Here is an 18,783-nt window from a genome sequence, read left to right as displayed (position 1 = left end):
TTCACCCTCTCTCTAAATGGGGGAGGGTTGGCCATCATATCAGTAGTTGTCGCCACCTCACATAAACATAAAACTCATTCTTAATGCTATTTGTTGCAATTCCTCTCTTGACAAATGGGATAGGGGGGGGGGGTAGAATCAGGAGATACACTTTACGTTGGAGGGTTTATGAAAAAATTATTTTTATTGACATTGAGCGTGTTTATGGTGTTCTCTGCGTCGGTATATGCAGATGAGGGTGATATTGAGCCTAGCTATGAGGAACGCTTTGGAGCTGATTTGCCACAAAACAGGCACTGGAACTTGGCAATATTCGGTGGCACTGCGCCTGACTTGGAGTTCAAGGACAGCACTGCTGAGCACAAATTTAGTGGTGCTAATATTGGTGCTAGCTGGCAGTATTATTTCGGCAGAAACTTTGGTTTTGAGGTTGGCTTTACCGCTATGAGCGATGATTGGAAGGAACCAGCTGGTTATATATACACAATTGATGTTGAGGTAACGACGATTCCCATGCTGTTTTTGGTAAGGTATCCGGTGAACAAATATCTTGATGTTTATGGCGGTGTTGGCGTGGACTTAATATCTACAAGTTTTAAGCAGTATTATTTTGACGGTTCTGCTCTGAGGAGACATGAACAGACCGAAAGTTTTATATCGCCCACAGCTGAAGCGGGAGTAAATATTTATCTAGGCAACTTTATGTTTGGCGCACAGGCGAAGTATGTATCAGTGCCAGATATCGCTGATGGTGCTTATTTTGATGCTGAGCTTAAAAGCAGTGGCGTGTCATTTGTCGGCAGGGCGGGCATAGCGTTCTAGTTGTTTCACCCTCTCTCTAAATGGGGGAGGGTTGGCCATCATATCAGTAGTTGTCGCCACCTCACATAAACATAAAACTCATTCTTAATGCTATTTGTTGCAATTCCTCTCTTGACAAATGGGATAGGGGGAACCAGATTTAGAAATAGACACTTTACCATTAGGAGGGAAATTACATGAGAAAGTTGTTATTGTTGACATGGGGTGTGTTTATGGTGTTCTCTGTGGCATTATATGCCTATGATGACGTCGAGCCTAGCTATGCGGAACGTTTTGGAGCTGATTTGCCGCAAAACAGACACTGGAATTTAGCGATATCCGGTGGCACTGCGCCTAATCTGAAATACCGCGAAGACTCTAATGCTGTTGCTAAGCATAGCATTAGTAATGCTAAGGTGGGCGGTTCTCTGCAAGTCTTTTTTAACAGGAATTTCGGCTTTGAATTTGGTTTGAACCCTGTATTTGCTGAGAAGTGGACAGTGCCTGCCGGTTACCATCCCGGACATAAGGTCAAGGTGAGTGGATTGCAAACTCCAGTACTCTTTTTGGCAAGGTATCCGGTGAGCAAATATCTTGATGTTTATGGCGGTCTTGGCTTAAATATATCCTCTATAGGCATTGACCAACGTGGACCTAACGTTAAACACAGAGATACTTACTTGGGTGCTTCATTTGCAGCCGAAACTGGGGCGAACCTCTATATAGGACACTTTGTGTTAGGCGTGCAGGCAAAGTATCTGCCAGTATATGCAAATGCCGATGGTTATGATGCTAAAATTAGAAGTAGTAAAGGAGTATCACTTGCGGGCAGGGTCGGCGTAGCGTTCTAATACTATGAGGGGGCGGGTGCGCCCCCGTTTTCTTTTAGCTCCTCTGCCTGTTTTGGGTCAAAGAGCATATAGTCTGATTCCGTGCGGCTGGCGAGGGTTAGTTTGCCACTGGCGATGTAAAAGCGTAGTGTGCTAACAGGCAAGCCCGCCAGCCTTGCCAGCTCGCCTATTTTGAGCAGTTTTTTAGTATCAGGTACATCTTTTGTGAGTAAATCAATAGCCGTTTGCTGGGAGCGTTCCAATGCCCGCAACATAAAGAGAATATAATGGTTATTGTCCCCATGCATCTGTGCCTTTTCAATGCAAGCAATATATCGCTTGCGGTCGCGCGGACGGATTATTATAGGTGCGTAGCCAGCATTTATTAACATTAGATTCATTAACAGCCGAGCCGTCCGCCCGTTTCCGTCAATAAATGGGTGAATTGATACCAGTGCTAAATGTGCCTCAATCGCACCTGTAGGCATATCGGTGTTGATATTCTGCACAAAGTCCTCCATTAAATCGGGCACTTTCAGTGGGTTAGGCAATACCACCCGTGAGCCAGAAATTCGCACGCGAACGCTACGATATACCCCAGCGTTGAGGTTGTCTATCCCCTGTAATATCAATCTGTGGATAGTTAAAACAAGGTTTTTAGTAATGGGTTGTTTGCGAGCATCAAATATGAACCTGAAAGCATCAGCGTGATTTCTTGCCTCAATGTAGTCAGTCAGTGGTTTTGCTCCTGCTACAATGTTTTCCTCAATAGCCAAAGCAGTTTCACGGCGGGTGAGCGTGTTGCCCTCAATGGCATTGCTGGTATAGGCAAGCTCAGTCGTGAGCCAGCGCAGCAACACTTTCTCGTTATCAGTTTTTTTAAGCAAGCCAGTAAGAGTCTTCCGCTGTTGCTCAATATTAGTGTTCACTTCATAGTTTGTCATATTAGAAACTATAAAGTAATTTGTAGGGGAAAGCAAGAGGGTGGTTTTAGCTAAAGAACCCTTGATATACAAACGCTCCTTGTATCAATTCGCATTCTCTTTCTGATAGCCCCGCTTTGCGGGCGAGCTTATACCAGCTGTTTTTCACAACGTCCGCCATTGTGTCAATAATTGCCATCGCCTCGTCAGGCTCTAACATCAACCTGCGACATTCAGATAATAGATTGCTCTTGCTGGCAAATCGCCCCTGTTGACCGCATTGCATAGCAAGGTCGCGATGTTCTAAACTAATAACAGGATTAGGCGTTAAGTCATAAGCGGGGGATAGTCGCCACCTGTCTTTAGCTATAAATGCGTGGTTGCGCGGGTGGTCGTCTGTGTTAGAAATCAATGCATTAAACACCATACGGCGGAACAGCTCCTTAGCATCCTCTTTTGGAACAGCCGAGAACTTGCGCAACTCCTCAGCCAGCGACACATAAGACCACTTGTCCCGCCCACTAGTCTCATCACTAGCGCGTAGCACGGTTAGGGCACTTATCATACGGTGGCGCAGATAGCCCGCCACAGTGCTTTCTCTATCAAAACGCTTTACCAGTAGCACGTCCCTGTCGCCAACCTGAACGACTTTACTCTCGGCAGCATTCAACCCACAGACACTAGCTAGTAGTAGCATTGCGTGTTCAACTATGGCGTTATTCCAGCGGTCAGTTGCGCAGTTAAACTTAGCCACATATAGCGAATTATCTGAGAAAACAACGGCTTTCGGACGTGCACCGCCCATTGACGTGCCAAGTAGCATTAACTCCTCTACCTGAATGTGCAGTGAATCCTGTGCAGCCTCTTCACGTATAAGTTCATCAGCTGTTTGTTGTAGTCGCTCTAAGTCAATCACCTTGTTGAACGTTCGCTTTGGCGCAGGCGGTGTTTGATTCAGTCCGAAACCTAACGCACCTATGCGGTCATCTGGTGAGTTTAGTAGATAGTCCAGTTCAGATACATTGGGTTTGCTTATGTGTCGCTCAATCAGCCTGCGTCCCCAGTAGTCGGGCGATGCGTCACGGATAGCACCGAACACGCCTTTCATTATAGTGGTTTCATAGACTTTATCGGTGAGTTTTAACTCCACAGGGTCAATAGGCACGGCGTTAAAACGTGCTAGGTATGATTTGCCATAAACAAACCGCCCCACGTTTTCGCCACTAGGTGTTGTCTCCAGTATAAACTTGCCCGCCGTGACGGGCGCAACCTGCTCTGGCAGGGTCATATATACATAACATTCGTTTTTAATACTCTTTTTAGAAATCATTGTCTATCGCCGTCCGTAAAGAATGCCCTGCTTTCAGCTCGGCAAGGTGCAGCCCCTCAACATCCTTTAGCGGGCTTGCCACGTCTTTAATATCACATAAGAGGTCGTAAGCCCACAAAAGGGCAATATATACAGATATGGCAGTTGAGGGTTTGCCCTTTTCAGCATCGCTAATGGCACGAACGCCAGCACCGATTTTCTCCGCTACTTGGGCGATAGTTAGCTTGCGCCGCTTGCGGGCGATTCTGAGGTTTAATCCAATACGCCGTAAGCTGTCCTCAACAGCATAAGGCGGTGTTTGAAAGAGTTTATTAGTCTGAGGCATAGCGAAATTATATCACATAGAATATGCTTTTGCAAGCAGAAAAATGCAATAAAAATGCTTTTTAAGGCAGATTAAGACAGCTCGCCAAATGCTCCCATTTTGCTTACAACTGGACAAAAAATTGCAAATTTGGCTAATAACTGAACAAATAATTTCATTTTGCTTGCAACTGGACGAAAAATTGCTATAATGATTCTTTATGGACATCCTACCAACCATTATCTTGTCAGATAAGGCGAACTCTTTAACTATACATCGTCTTGTCAAGCAAGGCAAGGCTAGTAAGTTGACCGCCCGCCTCTATACCACCGATATGACTGATGATGTTGACAAGGTGGTTTTAAGAAATATTTGGACTATTGTTGGCTTGCTATATCCTAAAGCTATCATTGATGGCAGAACCGCCTTTGAGATGAAACCTGCGGATAATGGCTACGTGTTTATTATATCTGATAGGGTGCGCCCTACTACCATTGGCAAATATACTATCTATCCCCGCAAAGGTGCCGGTGCACAAGCTGGGGACACTCCATTTATGGACAACCTCTATATGCCTTCACTTGCAAGAAAATATCTTGAAAATATGCGGATGGGACACAATAATCGCTGTCTATCACAGGTAGAAATAGAGGAACAGCTTGATAAATTTATACGTAACTACGGTGTAACCGCATTAAATAAACTTCGTGACGATGCAAGTGTGCTTGCACCTAAAATTGAGTTGGTGGCGAAATTTGATAAATTGACCCAAATTATTGGGGCTTTGCAAAATACTAGAGAAACTAAACTAGTAAGCAAGGTTGGATTAGCCCGTAAAGCTGGGAACGCTTATGACCCTAACAGAGAAAAGCTATTTTACAAGCTCTATGAGGGTTTGAAAAGCCTAGCCCCTGTCTTTAGGAAACCCATTGACAACTTCAATGAATATCTATGCTTTTATGAGGCTTATTTTTCCAACTATATAGAGGGAACTGAGTTTGAAGTAGATGAGGCAAAAGAGATAATCTTTGAGGGGAAGATTCCTGCCAGTCGCCCAGAGGATTCGCACGATATTATCAGCACCTACGAAACAATTTCTGACAAGGCGGAGATGAATAGAACTCCACGTAATTTTGACGAGCTGGTAGACATTCTGCAACATCGCCATAAGTTAATAATGGGCGGTAGGGTTGGAGCGTATCCGGGTATATTTAAGATGCAAAGCAACAGAGCAGGGCTGACCATATTTGTAAAACCTGAGCTTGTAGTTGGCACGTTGAAAAGAGGCTTTGCCCTATATCAACAACTAGATAATGCTTTTGCAAGGGCTTTATTCATAAAGTTTCTTGTGACCGAAATACACCCATTTACTGACGGCAATGGGCGACTTTCACGTATTATGATGAATGCAGAGTTTGTAGTGAACGATGAGGAGCGAGTTATTATTCCAACAGGGTATAGATATAACTACCTATCTGCCCTGTCAACTCTATCGGAAACGGGTGAGAGCGAGGCGTATATAAAGACTATGGCTTTTGCACAGGAATATACAGCAAAGATAGATTGGCGAACGGCTAGCACTGCGGAACACGACCTTACCCGCACTAACGCATTTGTAAAGAACGACAACAAACGCATAGTGCTGGCGTGATAACAGCTACGCCAGCCACCTAGTCTAGGCACAAACACCGCTTATCGGGTAGGGTTTGCATTATTGCCCCACAACTCTTCTTCTACCTTATATTGCCGCTTCCATAGTTTCAATAAGGGTTACTTTTTCTAGCCTCTTATAGATTTCTCCGTCTATGCCATATTCTCTAATAATAGCCTCGTCATAGACTTCTGCTATTCTTGGCAAGTTATTAGCTTTCCACCAATCTATGTCGGTAGCTATATCATGAACAGGATTATCTACTAGCACCAACAATCCCTCAGGTGTTTCAGTGTATTGTATGAAACCTTGTTTGCTATGGTGAAACCATATCTTGTTCACATTTTTTTTGTTTAGGTTTGTCGTGATATAATACATATCAGGAGCAAACTCTAGTTGAATAAACTTTTTGGCGTCTGCCATATAAACACCTCATTCATTATATTAAGCTAGCCTTTTATTATACTCCCCTTTGGGGATAATTGTATCATATTTCTCCCTGTATAGTTGCTATAAAAGCTCTTGACAACCGTCTTTTTTCATTGTATTATTAGGCCCATGTCAAGTGACAAGGCAAACAGCACCCTTTAGGGTTCGTTTTGTTAGTAGTAGCAGGATATAATGAGTTTGTGCTTGGGGAAGGACATGCTATCTGTCCCCTCCCCTCTTTTTGTCACTGGTTTTAAGGGTTAGTCAAAGATTAAAAGGTAGGGGCGGGTTTCAAACCCGCCCGTTAATACCCAATAAGCTCTGACTGCCCTTAGAAAACCATTCACACGTTCACCACGTAAGGACTCCTTGCGACATATAAGTCCAGTTGAGTATATAATCCTCCAAGATAATCTTGACTTTTTAATAAAACGCCTATACTATATGAATCATAGAGGAGTTGGGCAGTGTATAAGATAAAACCTATTGATGATAAAGAGCTGGGAGCTATAAAGAACTCTAAAGAGTTTGCACTTTCTGACGATATAAACAACACCAGCAAGTGTGTTTATTCGCTGGTAAGTGATGGGGCTACTAACGAAAGGTGTGCAATACTTGATGTTAGGAGTGTTCCTGATTGGGGAGCACCTAATTATAAAAAATATATGCGCATATACTATGCAAACAGACTTTTGGATAGCACTATTACTGACAAAGTAGCACTTGAAAGACGGACAACTGTTCTACTTGGTATATTAACGGACGTGTTTGTTCACATAAAGTCTGAGACTGACAGAACACTTGTAAAGATATACGCAGACAATGATTTGGAGTTAGGCATATTTACTGAAATGGCTAAGGCACTACAAAGTGAATATGAAGTTCGTATGTATAAAAGATGGATAGATATCCGTCGCGTAATTTAAGGGGAGGTAGCTATGATTAAATTAACTAAGGCTGAAGGATATGAGATTATTAAGAGTGCTCTAGCAAACGTGCTGGCTGACAAAGAGCGTAGTGCTTGCCCCGTTGCACGTGCGTTCATAGGGGCATTGAATAGCTATGCCGACAAGGGCTTGCCATTTTCTAAACTATCATGGTTTAAGGGACTGGAAATATTTGAGTTGCTAGACTATGGCAACGTTGACGTTGCTATTGAGGAAGAAAAAGTTGCTTAATGAATATCAGAAGCCCCCACTTGGGGTAATAAAATTCCCCTCCTATCATATAGAGGGTAGGGGCGGGTTTCAAACCCGCCCGTTAATACCCAATGAGCTCTGACTGCCCTTAGAAAACCATTCACACGTTCACAAGGCAAGGTTCACTTGCAACATAATAACTCCAATCAAGTATATAGTTGCCTCTTTTTCTATTGACAACTGCTTTCCGTTGGGATAGCCTATGATAGGCAAGGAGGCAAGATATTATGCCTATAGATAACGAAAGGACTTTTGATTTGCTTGTTGAAAATGCTATGGGCTTTATGAAACGCTCTTTAGCAGACTTATCTAAGCCCGAAGATGGCTTGAAATATGCTGTTATCAATTTTTATACGGCTATAGAATTATTTCTGAAAGCACGTATTCTAAAAGAGCATTGGACTTTGATTGTTTCTCCATCTAAAGCTAGTCTTAGTATGAACAAGTTTTTAGTTGGAGATTTCAAATCTGTATCATTTGAAGAAATTAAAGATAGATTAAAAGAGACATTAAATACACCTCTTAAAAAAGATGTGGTAGCTAACATAGATAAAGTAAGGCAACATAGAAACAAGATGGTGCATTTTTATCATCCTGATTATAAGAATGAGAAAGATGAGATTATCGCAGACCAGATGGAGGCTTGGCACGACCTCAACCGCCTTTTAATAGGAGATTGGAAGGATGTTTTTAGCGAGCATTTTTCAGATATAAATGAAATGCATAATCAGTTAAAAACTAAATACAAGCCTTATAGAGCACGCTACTATAAAGAACAATATGATAAAATTAAAGGCACTCTCACTAATGCCGAGAAATGCTCCTATTGTGGATATGAGGCTGTCACTAAGGAGATAATAAATATAACGAAAGATATTTCTTTAATAGAGTATAGGTGTAGGATTTGCAGGGATTACTCTGTAGAGTTACAAGCCTCTTGTCCACATTGCCGAAAGACTATAATAATTCCTGAATTATATGATAATTTCGTTTGCCCCAAATGTGACAAACAGATTAGCTATAATGATATTGTTAATGAAATAAGTCCACCAAGTTATGACCACCATGATTTATATAGTGGAGATTATTATGGCTGTTCATCATGTGGTCATACCGACTCGGTTGTGCCTATGGACGATGGCAACTATTTTTGTACTTGTTGTTTTAGTATTTACGATTCTATGGACACATGCGAGTGGTGTGGACAGACAAGTAATGCCGTTGGCGAATATTCAGGATTAGAAGGCTGTGATTTTTGTGACGGCAATCCTGAATGGAACGACCTGAGTAGCTGAATTGATAAGCTAGCCTTACCTTATCATCTTCCTGATATTTACCCCTGATAGGTGTAGCACGCCGAAGTATAGTGTCATACAGGCGGTGATTGTGAGTAGCACTGGCAGGTGTAGCATTTTACCAGCGACCAGCGCAACAACCATTGCATAGACGGCTAATAATAGCCGCAGTAAGAAACCTAAATGTTGTCTGATGTTAAACTTGTAGCTTCTTATCCCTATGTATAGTAGCCATGCATTGGCTACGGCAGCTATGCTTGAGGCGAGTGCCACTCCAGCATGCCCCAGTGGGCGCATAAGTATCAAATTAAAGATTAAATTGACAACAAATGACACCCCCGCCACCACAACAGGATATTTTATATTCTTTTCAGAGTGGAACACTCGCGTAAAGATTGCCACCAGCGAATAAAAGAGCAAGCCCACAGAATACATTTGCAACGCTTGTGCTGACTTTAGCACATCATATTGCGTAAATGCACGTCTGGCAAATATTAACTGAATAATCTCCTGCGATAACACTACCAAACCTATTGTTGCTGGTAATATTATAAGTAGCAGTGCAATAATAGCCTTGTCTATCAGTTTTTTGACCTGTTGCGCATCGCCTGAACTACGCGCCTTGCTAAGCTCCGTCAGGCTGACGGTGCTAATCGTGACAGAAAATATACCCAGCGGAAATTGGAATAGCCTATTAGCATAGAATAGCCACGATATGCTACCCGCCTCTAAGTATGATGCTACTATGCGTCCTATCATAAAGTTCAGCTGGCTTATAGAAACGCCTGCAATAGAAGGAACTAGTAGCTTGTATGTACGTTTTACGTCTATGTCCACAGGCGAGAGCTTGCCAAAACGGAAGCCTTTGTGGTAAGAATATACATATACCAGTGCCAGTTGGAACGTACCGCCGAAGAATACGCTGAACGCAAGGCTATATATGTTGCCGTTTTGGTAATAGCCTACTGTTGCACCCACTATCATCATTATATTGAGGCAAGCGGTGGATGAGTATGCTACATAGTAGCTGTTATTCAGGTTCAAATAGCCTGCAAGTAGCCCTCCGATACCTACAAAGAACAGATACGGCATTACTATCCGCAGAATATTTGCTCCAGTCTGCACCACATACATATTGTAGGTGGCACCTGGCATAAACAATCTGATTATATAGGGTGCAAATAGCATTGATATAAAACAGATTGCCAGCATTAGGAGCGTTTGCACTAATAGCAATTGTGTAAGGTATGTACAGGCAGATTTTCTGCCGTCGTTGTGGAGTTTATCGCTTAAAAATGGGACGAATGCGGACGATATAGCTCCCTCAGCAAAGAACTGACGGAATAGGTTGGGGATAGCAAACGCTACAAAGAATATATCCGTCAAGCCAGTTGCGCCATAGACTCCAGCAATCACCACATCGCGGATAAGCCCGAATACGCGGCTCGTTAGCACCCCAAGCCCTGAACGGACCAATGATAATATATACGCTGACTGCATCTCTTTATTATATAACAACTAGCTCCATAAGTGCAACATTACTTGATTTAATAGCATTAACCCCTTGTCAGTAGCACGCAAAAAATTATTTTCATAGCATAATAACTCCTGCGCTATTAAATATTGCACCTTTTCCAGAAATGATGTATCAAAGCTGTGTCCTGTTCTAGTTTCTATCAGTTTAATATCAACGCCGTCTATCTGGCGCAAGCCGAACACTACGCTTTCTAGTGCTGCCTGTTCCGCAGTATATGTTTCTAGCTCGTCTCTTGCGATGGGATTGTTGATGTAGCTCTCAATGCTAGGTTTGTGTGAATAGCGAATCCGCTGTCTCTCGTTGTAGAGCATAGAGTGCACCCCTGCACCGATGCCGATGTATTCGGACATCCCCCAATATTTTTGATTATGCACCGAACGGCAACTTGCCTTTGCAAAGTTTGATACTTCATAGCGTTCATAGCCTGCCGTTTTCAGCATAGCGCAGACATGCTCCGTCTGCTCTGGCTCATCTGTCGGCGCAGTTGTTAGGTAGCCTGTATCTGGGGAGTATGAATAGGCTGATATATGTTCTAGGTTGTAGAGCGTTAGCTCCTGTAAAGTCTCATAAATTGCTCTAGGATTGACAGTAGGTATATCGTAGATAATATCGGCATTTATAGCGGCATTCGTTCTGTTTTGCAGTTTATCTAGCACTTGTTTAGCCTGTTCTGCATTGTGTGGGCGTCCTAATAATCTTAACACGTCATTATTTAATGATTGGACTCCTACGCTGAAACGCGTAATAGGCAACTCGCTGAGCATTGATATAAATTCATCGCTTGTGCTATCAGGGTTTAGTTCAATGGTCATCTCACTGCCGCTGTAGTTCACTGTTGATAACGTGGCTCTGATGAATTTATCTAGTTTAACCGCTGGGATTATTGACGGCGTGCCTCCACCGATATATATGGTGTCAATAGCAACTCCCTTGAATGTGTTTAGCTCCGTTAAGCAAGCGTTAAGATAGCTGTCTATGGGGGAGCTAGCCGAGACAGGTTCGGAATAAAAATCGCAGTAGGGGCATTTGCGGATGCAGAACGGCAGGTGTATGTAGAGAGCGTAGCCCATAATAGCAGGTTATATATGAATAGCTTGACAAGTGCAAGAACTTTATTTATAATGTAGTTATATTATATTGTCTTAAAGGAGGCAAGCTATGGCTGACGTAGCTAAAATGTTAAAAGAATACGGTATCAAAAACACTGGGGAAGTTTATATGAATTTGTCCGTGCCCGAGCTTTACGAGCATGCTGTTGACTATGGCGAGGGTTTTATCGCTGAGGGTGGTGCATTGCTTGCCTATACCAGCCCGCACACAGGACGTAGCCCTAACGATAAATTTATTGTTAAAGAGTCCTCATCTGAAAAAGATATTGATTGGAATAAGAACAACAAGCCTATCACCGCTGAAAAGTTTGAGCAAGTTTATTCTAAAATGCTTGCTTACGTGCAAGGGCGTGATATATTTGTGCGCGAATGTTATGCGGGTGCTGATGAGGCTAGCCGTCTGAATGTTCGTGTCATTACAGAATATGCTTGGCACAATATATTTGCGTCTAATATGTTTATTCGTGAAAAAGACCCTAAAAAGCTGGAAAATTTTAAGGTTGATTTTACCGTTATTTGTATGCCGGGCTTGCAAGCGGTGCCAGAGTTTGACGGCACCGTCAGTGGCACATTTGTTCTAGTGAACTTTGCCAAGAAAATCGTTCTCATTGGTGGCACAGCCTATGCGGGCGAAATGAAGAAATCAGTATTTTCTATAATGAACTATATTCTGCCTAAAAAAGGCATTCTCAGCATGCACTGCTCTGCCAACATCGGAAAGAAGGGTGATGTTGCGTTATTCTTCGGGCTGTCAGGCACAGGCAAGACTACGCTATCAACCGACCCAGAGCGTTATTTGATTGGCGATGACGAACATGGCTGGAATGATAATGGTATCTTTAATATTGAAGGTGGATGCTATGCCAAGACTATCAAGCTTTCCCCTGAGGCTGAGCCTGAAGTCTATGCTAACACTAAACGTTTCGGTTCTATATTAGAAAATATCCCGCTGGTTGATGGCACTAGGGTTCTTGACCTTGATGATGAATCTATCACTGAAAATACGCGTGTGTCGTATCCGTTGGAGTTTGTGCCTATGGTGTCTAAAGATAATCGTGGCGGGCATCCTAGCAATATCATATTTTTGACTTACGATGCGTTCGGCGTGTTGCCGCCAGTGTCAAAGCTATCGCCGGAGCAAGCGATGTTTCACTTTGTGTCAGGCTATACTGCAAAGGTTGCAGGCACTGAACGTGGGGTAACTGAGCCACAGGCAACATTTTCCACTTGTTTCGGCGGTCCGTTCATGGCGCATTCGCCTTTCACTTATGCTGAGTTGTTAAAGAAAAAGATGCATAAACATAACGCATCAGTCTATCTGCTGAACACTGGTTTAACTGGCGGTCCTTATGGTGTAGGCAAACGTTATTCTATCAAGCATACTAGGGCTATCATTAAGGCTATCCTTGAGGGGGCGGTTGAGGCGGGCGGATATACTAAGGATAAGATTTTTGGTTTTGATATACCTAAGTCTATCCCGGGTGTGCCAGCCGAGATATTGGAGCCACGCAAGGGCTGGTCTAGCGAGGCTGAATATGACAAGAAGATAAAAGAACTTGCCAAGGCGTTTGTTGATAACTTTAAGCAATATGGTGATTCCGCTGAGGCAAAAGAAGTCGCAAAAGGCGGACCAATAGCGTAAGATTGTTTGTAAAAGCCTCTCCTATACATTAGTAGGAGGGGCAGTGTATCTTCAATGGAGTTAAAATAGTAATGGATGCTGTCAAAATCAATATTGCCCCTTGTGTTTTAGAGTGGGTACTTGCCGCTGTTAATACTGATAATACTGATAATACTGATAATGCTGTTTTGAAAGGTGCAGTTGACACTCTAAAAGAATGGCATAGCGGGAGTGTGGTGCCTACGTTTAGTAATATTGAAAAAATAAGCAAGAAAACGCATATCCCGTTCGGTTATTTTTTTCTCCAATCTCCACCAGACGAACAATTACCTCTTTTAGAGTATCGCACAGTTGACAGCTTGGTCAAGGGTAAGCCCAGTCGCAACTTGATAGATACCATAAAACATATGGAATCTATTCAAGAATGGATGTATGAGTATAGATTAGATAACGGTTATAGCAAGTTGCCCTTTGTCGGCTTGCTCAAAGGCAATACTGATGTTGCTTTGATTGCACAATCCATTAGAGATACTATATGCGTAAATATTGATTGGTATGCTGAAAGCACCATAACAGATGCAGATGTTTCTCTTAGATATATGAGAGAACGATTTGAAGGCGTTGGACTACTCGTAATTATGTATGGAATAGTTGGACAAAATTCTCGTCGCCAGCTGAATATTGATGAGTTTCGTGCTTTTACCCTATTACACGATTACGTGCCATTAGTTTTTATAAATGCCAGCGATTCTGCGGGTGCTAGGCTATTTTCCTTGATTCACGAGGCTGTGCACGTATGGTTGGGAGAACACAGCTTTTACAATGACAGACATGGAGTTCATAGCAACAAACCTTTGGAAAAGCTTTGTAACGCTGTAACAGCCGAGATACTCGTTCCGAACACTGCGTTTGTTGAAGAATGGAAAAAAAATAATGAGTTGACAGAAAATAGAGTAAAAAAATTAGCACGTATATTTAAGTGTGGCGAGCTAGTCATAGCTAGAAGGGCACTAGACAGTGCTTATATTACGCAGCAACAATATAAAAGCATTTCTGATGAAGCCATAGTAAATTTCAACAAGCAAAAGGAGATGAGAAAAGAAAAAAGAGGCGGTGGAGACTATTATAGAACTAATATTTCTAGGTTTGGCAGAAACTTTATCCTAGCTTTGCATAATAGCATAAAAGAGGGGAAGACGCTAGATATGGAAGCGTTTAGGCTTACAAGAATGAACGTGGGAACGTTTGATAAACTTGTGAGTAAAGCTAGAGGCGTTAAATGATAAACGAAACATTTATAATAGACACAAACTCTTTGATTACACCATATCGTAACTACTATGCTTTTGATATTGTGCCGACTTTTTGGTCATCTATGGAGCAGGCAATCGTTTCTGGACGTGTTATCATTCTGGATAAAGTCTTTGATGAGTTAGTAAAAAATGACGATGGTTTATCTAAATGGATAAAATCCAAACATATAACGCCACTAAAAAGTAATGACATAAATATAATAGGCAACTATACTGATGTTATCAATTACATTAGTGAAGCTAAATGTTATAATGTTGATGCGCTTAGGAGGTGGTCTGAGGTTACTGTTGCTGACCCTTGGTTGATAGCAAGTGCAAGAACACATGGATATAGTGTGGTTACACTTGAAACATCAGCCAATTTAACTCAACTTACGTCCAAAGTTAAAATACCTGATGTTTGTAGGCATTTCAATATAAAATGCTATAACCTATACAATATGATGAGGGAATTATCATTTAAACTATAGTAGATTATTACTCTATCTCTTTCGCTTACACATTCTAGGGTAGGCAATGTGAATAAAAGCTATCCTCCCCCTCAACGGGGGAAATATTCATACTATTTACAATATTTGCAAAGTGTGTTAGCCTGTTGCGATTATGGATGCAATATTAAACGTAGACTCTATTAGTATGCTAGCTACGCTATCTGTGCTTGAGATAGTGTTAGGTATTGACAACCTTGTAATGCTTGCTCTGCTCGTGGGTGGGTTGCCCGACCATCTGCAGGACGTTGGCAGGCGGCTTGGCATTGGCTTTGCGCTACTTACCCGCTGTATGCTCTTATTTACAATGTCAACTCTAGCCCGTATGACTCAGCCTGTATTTTATATGTCTGCCCACCCCGTATCAGTGCGTGATTTGGTAATGTTAGCAGGGGGTGCATTTCTGATATACAAAGGGTTATCTGAACTACGCAATCTTACATCTGTTGAAGAAGACCGAGAACAGCCTGATATAAAGGGGGGCAAATATCTATTGCTGGCGGCATTTCAGATAGGGCTGATGGATATAGTGTTCTCGTTGGATTCTGTCATTACAGCGGTTGGCATATCAAATCAATTGCCTATAATGATAACTGCCGTTTGTATAGCTATGGCTGTAATGCTCTTTGCCTCTGCACCTATCATTAAAATTATTGATAAATATATTGAGATAAAAGTTATTGCGCTATGTTTTGTATTGCTCGTGGGTGTATTCCTTGTATTTAGCGGTTTTGGTGTAGAAATACCGAAAGGATACCTCTACTCTGCTATGGGGTTCACGTTGTTCACACAGGCTATGTTACTCATGGTGAGCCGCCGGATACGAAAAGATTAGTGGTGGATAAGATATGAATATATTAGTCATAGGTGGCGGTGGCAGGGAACATGCTATTGCATGGAAACTGGCAAGTTTGCAAGATGTGTCTATGGTCTACGTTGCTCCGGGCAATGGTGGCACACAACTTGAAAACAAGTGTAAGAACGTTGATATTGCGGCGGACGATTTAATAAAGCTGGCTAAGTTTGCCAAGTCTGAAAACATTGCTCTGACAGTCGTAGGTCCAGAAGTGCCTCTCTCGCTTGGGATTGTTGATTTTTTTGAAGCTAACGGGCTGAAAACGTTCGGTCCCTGTCAAATGGCAGCTCAGCTTGAGGCGAGCAAGTCATTTGCAAAAGATATTATGGCGTCATCAAATATCCCCACAGCAGGTTATAAATATTTTGAGAAAGCGGATGCCGCGATAGACTACTTAAAAACTAAAACTATGCCTATAGTCGTAAAGGCAGACGGGCTTGCAGCGGGTAAAGGCGTGACGATTGCGGGCACTTTGCAAGAGGCAATAGATGCGGTAAATGACGTGCTGGTGAAGCATATATTCGGTCAATGTGCCTTAAAGGTGCTGATAGAGGACTTTTTAGAGGGTGAAGAGGTGTCATACCTTGTTATGACGGATGGCGACACGATTATCCCACTGGCACCCGCTCAAGACCATAAAGCAGCTTACGATGGAGACAAAGGTCCGAACACTGGCGGTATGGGAGCGTATTCCCCAGCGAGCATATTTACTGATGAAGAATACGCCAAGCTGTCAGAATTAGTGATACGACCTGTGTTGAGTGAACTAAAGAAGCGCGACATCACATACAAGGGCATTTTATATGCAGGGTTAATGGTATTGAATGGCACGGGCGACAAGTTGAGCCGTGTTCGGGTGTTGGAATATAACAGTCGTTTCGGCGACCCTGAAACGCAGGTGATATTGCCACGTCTAACCAGCGACCTAGCCCGCCACATGATGGCGGTGGTAGACGGAAAGTTGGCGGAGGAGACGCTAACATGGGACAATAACAGCGTAGCTACGGTGGTGATGGCTAGCGGTGGCTACCCCGCCGAGTATGAAACGGGATTGCCGATAACTGGGCTGGATGGTGTTGGGGCTAACTTTGATATTAAGACTAATTTTGGCGTTAAGGTGTTCCATTCAGGCACAAAGTTTGTTGATAGTCAACTGCTGACGGCGGGCGGACGTGTGTTGACGGTGACAGGTATGGGACGCGATTTGCATGAGGCACTTAAAAACGCCTACGCCACTGTGGAGCAGATACATTTTGACGGTGCCTTATATCGTAGCGATATAGGGCATAGGGCGTTGTAGTGCTTGTAATAAACGATTTTTTGAAGACCATTATAAACGGCAACACTGTCCTAGACTATATAGTATGCGCACTCCTGCTGGTGGCTGCTCTGATGGCAGCATCGTTTATACGCAAACGGATACACCGCATAGTTGCAGTGCTTAAAATGCGGTTTAACGGTGGCATTGCATCTGATGTTCTCACTGGCGAGGAGAAGCTGACGCCTATAATCCAATATATCCCTTTTTTTCTAGTTACGTATTATCTGAAAGACCTGCCACCTATCGTTGACAAAATTATCAGTTCCGTAGGTGTTGTTATTATTACGTTCTGCCTAGTTCGCTTTGCGGCAGGCGTTATGAAACTAGTCGGCAACAGATATCTAAATAGACGTTTAGAGCCTGTTGTGTTAGGTGCAATGAATCTGTTCGCTGATGTTGTTCTGTGGATAATAGCGGTGCTGTTCGTTTTAAGCAACATAGGTTTTAACATCAATACGCTGATAGCTGGTATGGGTATTGGCGGTATGGCTGTGGCATTAGCTGCACAGACGCTACTCAGCGATATATTCAACTATTTTACTATCTTGTTTGACAAGCCTTTCAATGTGGGCGACTGGGTAGAACTGGGTGGACACGCTGGCACGGTGGAAAAGATTGGGCTGAAAGGCACTCGCATAAGGGCATTCAACGGCGAAAAGATTGTCATATCTAACACTGATATGACTAAAGGAATGTTAAAAAATTACGAGGATATGACAACACGTCGCAATGTAACGATAATAGGGGTGGAATATGGCACTAAATCTGACCTGTTGAAACAGGTTCCGCAAGTGTTAAAGAGATGTGTAGCTGGCGTTGAGGGGGTATCGCTGGGGCGGGTGAACTTTGCCACTTTTGCTGATAGTTCGCTAAACTTTGAACTGGTTTATTATGTGTCTGCTGGCAGTAATACAAGCCTATATATGGAGCGGGTAGAGCAGGTCAACTACAACATTATTGACGCATTCACTGAGCTAAATATCAGTTTTGCATTCCCAAGTCAGACGGTATATTTGGCGAAAGATTAGCAATGAAACCTATCAGCCATGCACAGCTGCGTAATTATCTTACTCATATAATCGCTCCAAGTTGCCATAATAACATTGCGGTTGTCAGTGCGTTTGCGGCGTTCCCGCGAGAACTATTTGTTGACGAAGTGTTAAAGAGCAAAGCCTATACCAAAGATGCCCTGCCGATAGGCTATGGACAGACGATTTCCCAGCCCGCTCTTGTGGCATACATGCTGGAGATGTTGGAGCTGTCTATTGAGCATTCCTGTTTAGAGATTGGCTCAGGCTCGGGCTTTGTAACGGCACTTTTGAGCAAACTGGTGAAACAGGTTTATGCTGTGGATATTGTGCCAGAGCTTGTTTTGCTTGCCAAGCGGCGTTTGCGCAATCTGCACGTCCGCAATGCCGATGTTAGCCTATCTGATGGCTCGCTAGGATTAGCGGAGAAAGCACCTTTTGATAGGATACTCGCATCAGCTGGGGCAAACAGTCTACCAAGTTCGCTAGTAGCACAGCTAGCAGTCAACGGCATAATGCTAATCCCCCTGAACGGCATCTTAACAAAAATAATTAAAGCGGCTGATAAGTTAGAAACAATACCATTAGGTGATGTTTCATTTGTTGATTTCATCAATACATAATCAGAATTTTATCAACTGCATTATTGTTTGTGGCAGGGCGTTAGTTTGCGAGAGCAGGTTTGTTTGTGTGGTCATTAGTAGTTGTTTTTTTGCTAGGTCAGCGGAAGCCTCTGCGAAGTCTAGGT

General features: G+C 42.8%; 20 protein-coding genes. 13 read left to right on the top strand and 7 right to left on the bottom strand.

All coding sequences use genetic code 11. The features are described 5' to 3' along the window. The first annotated feature begins 168 nt into the window (after nucleotides 1–168). Both AC1MDJ_RS03890 and AC1MDJ_RS03885 read left to right on the top strand, forming a co-directional pair. Entirely contained in the window at nucleotides 169–822 is a 654-nt protein-coding gene (locus AC1MDJ_RS03890; protein ID WP_479689643.1) for an outer membrane beta-barrel protein, read from the top strand. A gap of 176 nt (nucleotides 823–998) precedes the next feature. Then, on the top strand, nucleotides 999–1,652 hold the full coding sequence (locus tag AC1MDJ_RS03885; protein ID WP_479689642.1) for an outer membrane beta-barrel protein: 654 nt from the start codon (nucleotides 999–1,001) through the stop codon (nucleotides 1,650–1,652). Nucleotides 1,653–1,654: 2 nt separating this feature from the next. Here AC1MDJ_RS03885 and AC1MDJ_RS03880 read toward each other — a convergent pair whose 3' ends face one another. Genes AC1MDJ_RS03880 through AC1MDJ_RS03870 form a run of 3 tightly spaced genes read right to left on the bottom strand, consistent with a single transcriptional unit; the run spans nucleotide 1,655 to nucleotide 4,209 of the window. Beyond that, nucleotides 1,655–2,575: a Fic family protein gene (locus tag AC1MDJ_RS03880; protein WP_479689641.1), complete on the bottom strand. Its 921-nt coding sequence runs from the start codon at nucleotides 2,573–2,575 to the stop codon at nucleotides 1,655–1,657. A gap of 46 nt (nucleotides 2,576–2,621) precedes the next feature. Continuing rightward, nucleotides 2,622–3,884: a type II toxin-antitoxin system HipA family toxin gene (locus tag AC1MDJ_RS03875; protein WP_479689640.1), complete on the bottom strand. Its 1,263-nt coding sequence runs from the start codon at nucleotides 3,882–3,884 to the stop codon at nucleotides 2,622–2,624. Further along, nucleotides 3,874–4,209: a helix-turn-helix domain-containing protein gene (locus AC1MDJ_RS03870; RefSeq protein ID WP_479689639.1), complete on the bottom strand. Its 336-nt coding sequence runs from the start codon at nucleotides 4,207–4,209 to the stop codon at nucleotides 3,874–3,876. The genes AC1MDJ_RS03875 and AC1MDJ_RS03870 overlap by 11 nt, the downstream gene beginning before the upstream one ends. 199 nt (nucleotides 4,210–4,408) lie before the next feature. On the opposite strand from AC1MDJ_RS03870, the gene AC1MDJ_RS03865 reads away from it, so the two are divergent. Beyond that, a complete protein-coding gene (locus AC1MDJ_RS03865) occupies nucleotides 4,409–5,839 on the top strand; it encodes a Fic family protein (RefSeq protein ID WP_479689638.1) in 1,431 nt (476 codons plus the stop codon). Nucleotides 5,840–5,926: 87 nt separating this feature from the next. On the opposite strand, the gene AC1MDJ_RS03860 is transcribed toward AC1MDJ_RS03865, so the two are convergent. Then, nucleotides 5,927–6,262 carry a hypothetical protein gene (locus AC1MDJ_RS03860; RefSeq protein WP_479689637.1) on the bottom strand — a complete coding sequence of 112 codons (336 nt, stop codon included), beginning with the start codon at nucleotides 6,260–6,262 and terminating at the stop codon, nucleotides 5,927–5,929. Nucleotides 6,263–6,735: 473 nt separating this feature from the next. Here AC1MDJ_RS03860 and AC1MDJ_RS03855 point away from each other — a divergent pair, with 473 nt between their 5' ends. The 3 genes from AC1MDJ_RS03855 to AC1MDJ_RS03845 all read left to right on the top strand — a co-directional run bounded on the left by AC1MDJ_RS03855 (nucleotide 6,736) and on the right by AC1MDJ_RS03845 (nucleotide 8,762). Then, the gene (locus AC1MDJ_RS03855; protein ID WP_479689636.1) at nucleotides 6,736–7,194 is read left to right on the top strand and encodes a hypothetical protein; all 459 of its coding nucleotides are present in this window, start codon (nucleotides 6,736–6,738) and stop codon (nucleotides 7,192–7,194) included. Between the two features lie 12 nt (nucleotides 7,195–7,206). Further along, nucleotides 7,207–7,446 carry a hypothetical protein gene (locus AC1MDJ_RS03850; protein WP_479689635.1) on the top strand — a complete coding sequence of 80 codons (240 nt, stop codon included), beginning with the start codon at nucleotides 7,207–7,209 and terminating at the stop codon, nucleotides 7,444–7,446. Between the two features lie 248 nt (nucleotides 7,447–7,694). Further along, nucleotides 7,695–8,762 carry a hypothetical protein gene (locus AC1MDJ_RS03845; protein WP_479689634.1) on the top strand — a complete coding sequence of 356 codons (1,068 nt, stop codon included), beginning with the start codon at nucleotides 7,695–7,697 and terminating at the stop codon, nucleotides 8,760–8,762. Nucleotides 8,763–8,777: 15 nt separating this feature from the next. Here the strand turns inward: AC1MDJ_RS03845 and murJ are convergent, their stop codons facing one another. Both murJ and hemW read right to left on the bottom strand, forming a co-directional pair. Then, entirely contained in the window at nucleotides 8,778–10,280 is a 1,503-nt protein-coding gene (gene murJ / locus AC1MDJ_RS03840; RefSeq protein ID WP_479689633.1) for a murein biosynthesis integral membrane protein MurJ, read from the bottom strand. After that, complete coding sequence (gene hemW / locus AC1MDJ_RS03835; RefSeq protein ID WP_479689632.1) at nucleotides 10,281–11,369, bottom strand: radical SAM family heme chaperone HemW; 1,089 nt, start codon at nucleotides 11,367–11,369, stop codon at nucleotides 10,281–10,283. A gap of 88 nt (nucleotides 11,370–11,457) precedes the next feature. On the opposite strand from hemW, the gene pckA reads away from it, so the two are divergent. The 7 genes from pckA (at nucleotide 11,458) to AC1MDJ_RS03800 (ending at nucleotide 18,658) form a co-directional block, all read left to right on the top strand. Further along, a complete protein-coding gene (gene pckA, locus AC1MDJ_RS03830; RefSeq protein WP_479689631.1) occupies nucleotides 11,458–13,050 on the top strand; it encodes a phosphoenolpyruvate carboxykinase (ATP) in 1,593 nt (530 codons plus the stop codon). A gap of 71 nt (nucleotides 13,051–13,121) precedes the next feature. Further along, the gene (locus tag AC1MDJ_RS03825; RefSeq protein ID WP_479689630.1) at nucleotides 13,122–14,312 is read left to right on the top strand and encodes an ImmA/IrrE family metallo-endopeptidase; all 1,191 of its coding nucleotides are present in this window, start codon (nucleotides 13,122–13,124) and stop codon (nucleotides 14,310–14,312) included. After that, nucleotides 14,309–14,812 carry a DUF4411 family protein gene (locus tag AC1MDJ_RS03820; protein ID WP_479689629.1) on the top strand — a complete coding sequence of 168 codons (504 nt, stop codon included), beginning with the start codon at nucleotides 14,309–14,311 and terminating at the stop codon, nucleotides 14,810–14,812. Before AC1MDJ_RS03825 ends, AC1MDJ_RS03820 begins: the two co-directional genes overlap by 4 nt. A 133-nt stretch (nucleotides 14,813–14,945) precedes the next feature. Beyond that, nucleotides 14,946–15,665, top strand: coding sequence for a TerC family protein (locus AC1MDJ_RS03815; RefSeq protein WP_479689628.1), 720 nt, complete (start codon nucleotides 14,946–14,948; stop codon nucleotides 15,663–15,665). A 13-nt stretch (nucleotides 15,666–15,678) separates the two neighbouring features. Then, the gene (gene purD / locus AC1MDJ_RS03810) at nucleotides 15,679–16,986 is read left to right on the top strand and encodes a phosphoribosylamine--glycine ligase (protein WP_479689627.1); all 1,308 of its coding nucleotides are present in this window, start codon (nucleotides 15,679–15,681) and stop codon (nucleotides 16,984–16,986) included. Beyond that, complete coding sequence (locus AC1MDJ_RS03805) at nucleotides 16,986–18,035, top strand: mechanosensitive ion channel family protein (RefSeq protein WP_479689626.1); 1,050 nt, start codon at nucleotides 16,986–16,988, stop codon at nucleotides 18,033–18,035. The genes purD and AC1MDJ_RS03805 overlap by 1 nt, the downstream gene beginning before the upstream one ends. Before the next feature lie 2 nt (nucleotides 18,036–18,037). Beyond that, a complete protein-coding gene (locus tag AC1MDJ_RS03800) occupies nucleotides 18,038–18,658 on the top strand; it encodes a protein-L-isoaspartate(D-aspartate) O-methyltransferase (protein WP_479689625.1) in 621 nt (206 codons plus the stop codon). Here AC1MDJ_RS03800 and AC1MDJ_RS03795 read toward each other — a convergent pair. Next, the coding region (locus AC1MDJ_RS03795) for a flagellin (RefSeq protein ID WP_479689644.1) at nucleotides 18,659–18,783 on the bottom strand (125 nt) is incomplete at its 5' end. It lies immediately after the preceding gene.

This window comes from Candidatus Termitispirillum reticulitermitis, from assembly GCF_054655775.1.
Note: the sequence above shows the minus strand (reverse complement) of the source record. Positions and strands in the feature narration are given on the sequence as shown.

What these genes read in the sequence shown, in the direction of transcription:
- AC1MDJ_RS03875 (WP_479689640.1), bottom strand. Translation starts at nt 3,884, where the DNA reads ATGATTTCTAAAAAGAGTATTAAAAACGAATGTTATGTATATATGACC.
- AC1MDJ_RS03845 (WP_479689634.1), top strand. Translation starts at nt 7,695, where the DNA reads ATGCCTATAGATAACGAAAGGACTTTTGATTTGCTTGTTGAAAATGCT.
- AC1MDJ_RS03865 (WP_479689638.1), top strand. Translation starts at nt 4,409, where the DNA reads ATGGACATCCTACCAACCATTATCTTGTCAGATAAGGCGAACTCTTTA.
- AC1MDJ_RS03850 (WP_479689635.1), top strand. Translation starts at nt 7,207, where the DNA reads ATGATTAAATTAACTAAGGCTGAAGGATATGAGATTATTAAGAGTGCT.
- AC1MDJ_RS03890 (WP_479689643.1), top strand. Translation starts at nt 169, where the DNA reads ATGAAAAAATTATTTTTATTGACATTGAGCGTGTTTATGGTGTTCTCT.
- AC1MDJ_RS03880 (WP_479689641.1), bottom strand. Translation starts at nt 2,575, where the DNA reads ATGACAAACTATGAAGTGAACACTAATATTGAGCAACAGCGGAAGACT.
- AC1MDJ_RS03870 (WP_479689639.1), bottom strand. Translation starts at nt 4,209, where the DNA reads ATGCCTCAGACTAATAAACTCTTTCAAACACCGCCTTATGCTGTTGAG.
- AC1MDJ_RS03820 (WP_479689629.1), top strand. Translation starts at nt 14,309, where the DNA reads ATGATAAACGAAACATTTATAATAGACACAAACTCTTTGATTACACCA.
- pckA (WP_479689631.1), top strand. Translation starts at nt 11,458, where the DNA reads ATGGCTGACGTAGCTAAAATGTTAAAAGAATACGGTATCAAAAACACT.
- AC1MDJ_RS03885 (WP_479689642.1), top strand. Translation starts at nt 999, where the DNA reads ATGAGAAAGTTGTTATTGTTGACATGGGGTGTGTTTATGGTGTTCTCT.
- purD (WP_479689627.1), top strand. Translation starts at nt 15,679, where the DNA reads ATGAATATATTAGTCATAGGTGGCGGTGGCAGGGAACATGCTATTGCA.
- hemW (WP_479689632.1), bottom strand. Translation starts at nt 11,369, where the DNA reads ATGGGCTACGCTCTCTACATACACCTGCCGTTCTGCATCCGCAAATGC.
- AC1MDJ_RS03815 (WP_479689628.1), top strand. Translation starts at nt 14,946, where the DNA reads ATGGATGCAATATTAAACGTAGACTCTATTAGTATGCTAGCTACGCTA.
- AC1MDJ_RS03825 (WP_479689630.1), top strand. Translation starts at nt 13,122, where the DNA reads ATGGATGCTGTCAAAATCAATATTGCCCCTTGTGTTTTAGAGTGGGTA.
- AC1MDJ_RS03800 (WP_479689625.1), top strand. Translation starts at nt 18,038, where the DNA reads ATGAAACCTATCAGCCATGCACAGCTGCGTAATTATCTTACTCATATA.
- AC1MDJ_RS03860 (WP_479689637.1), bottom strand. Translation starts at nt 6,262, where the DNA reads ATGGCAGACGCCAAAAAGTTTATTCAACTAGAGTTTGCTCCTGATATG.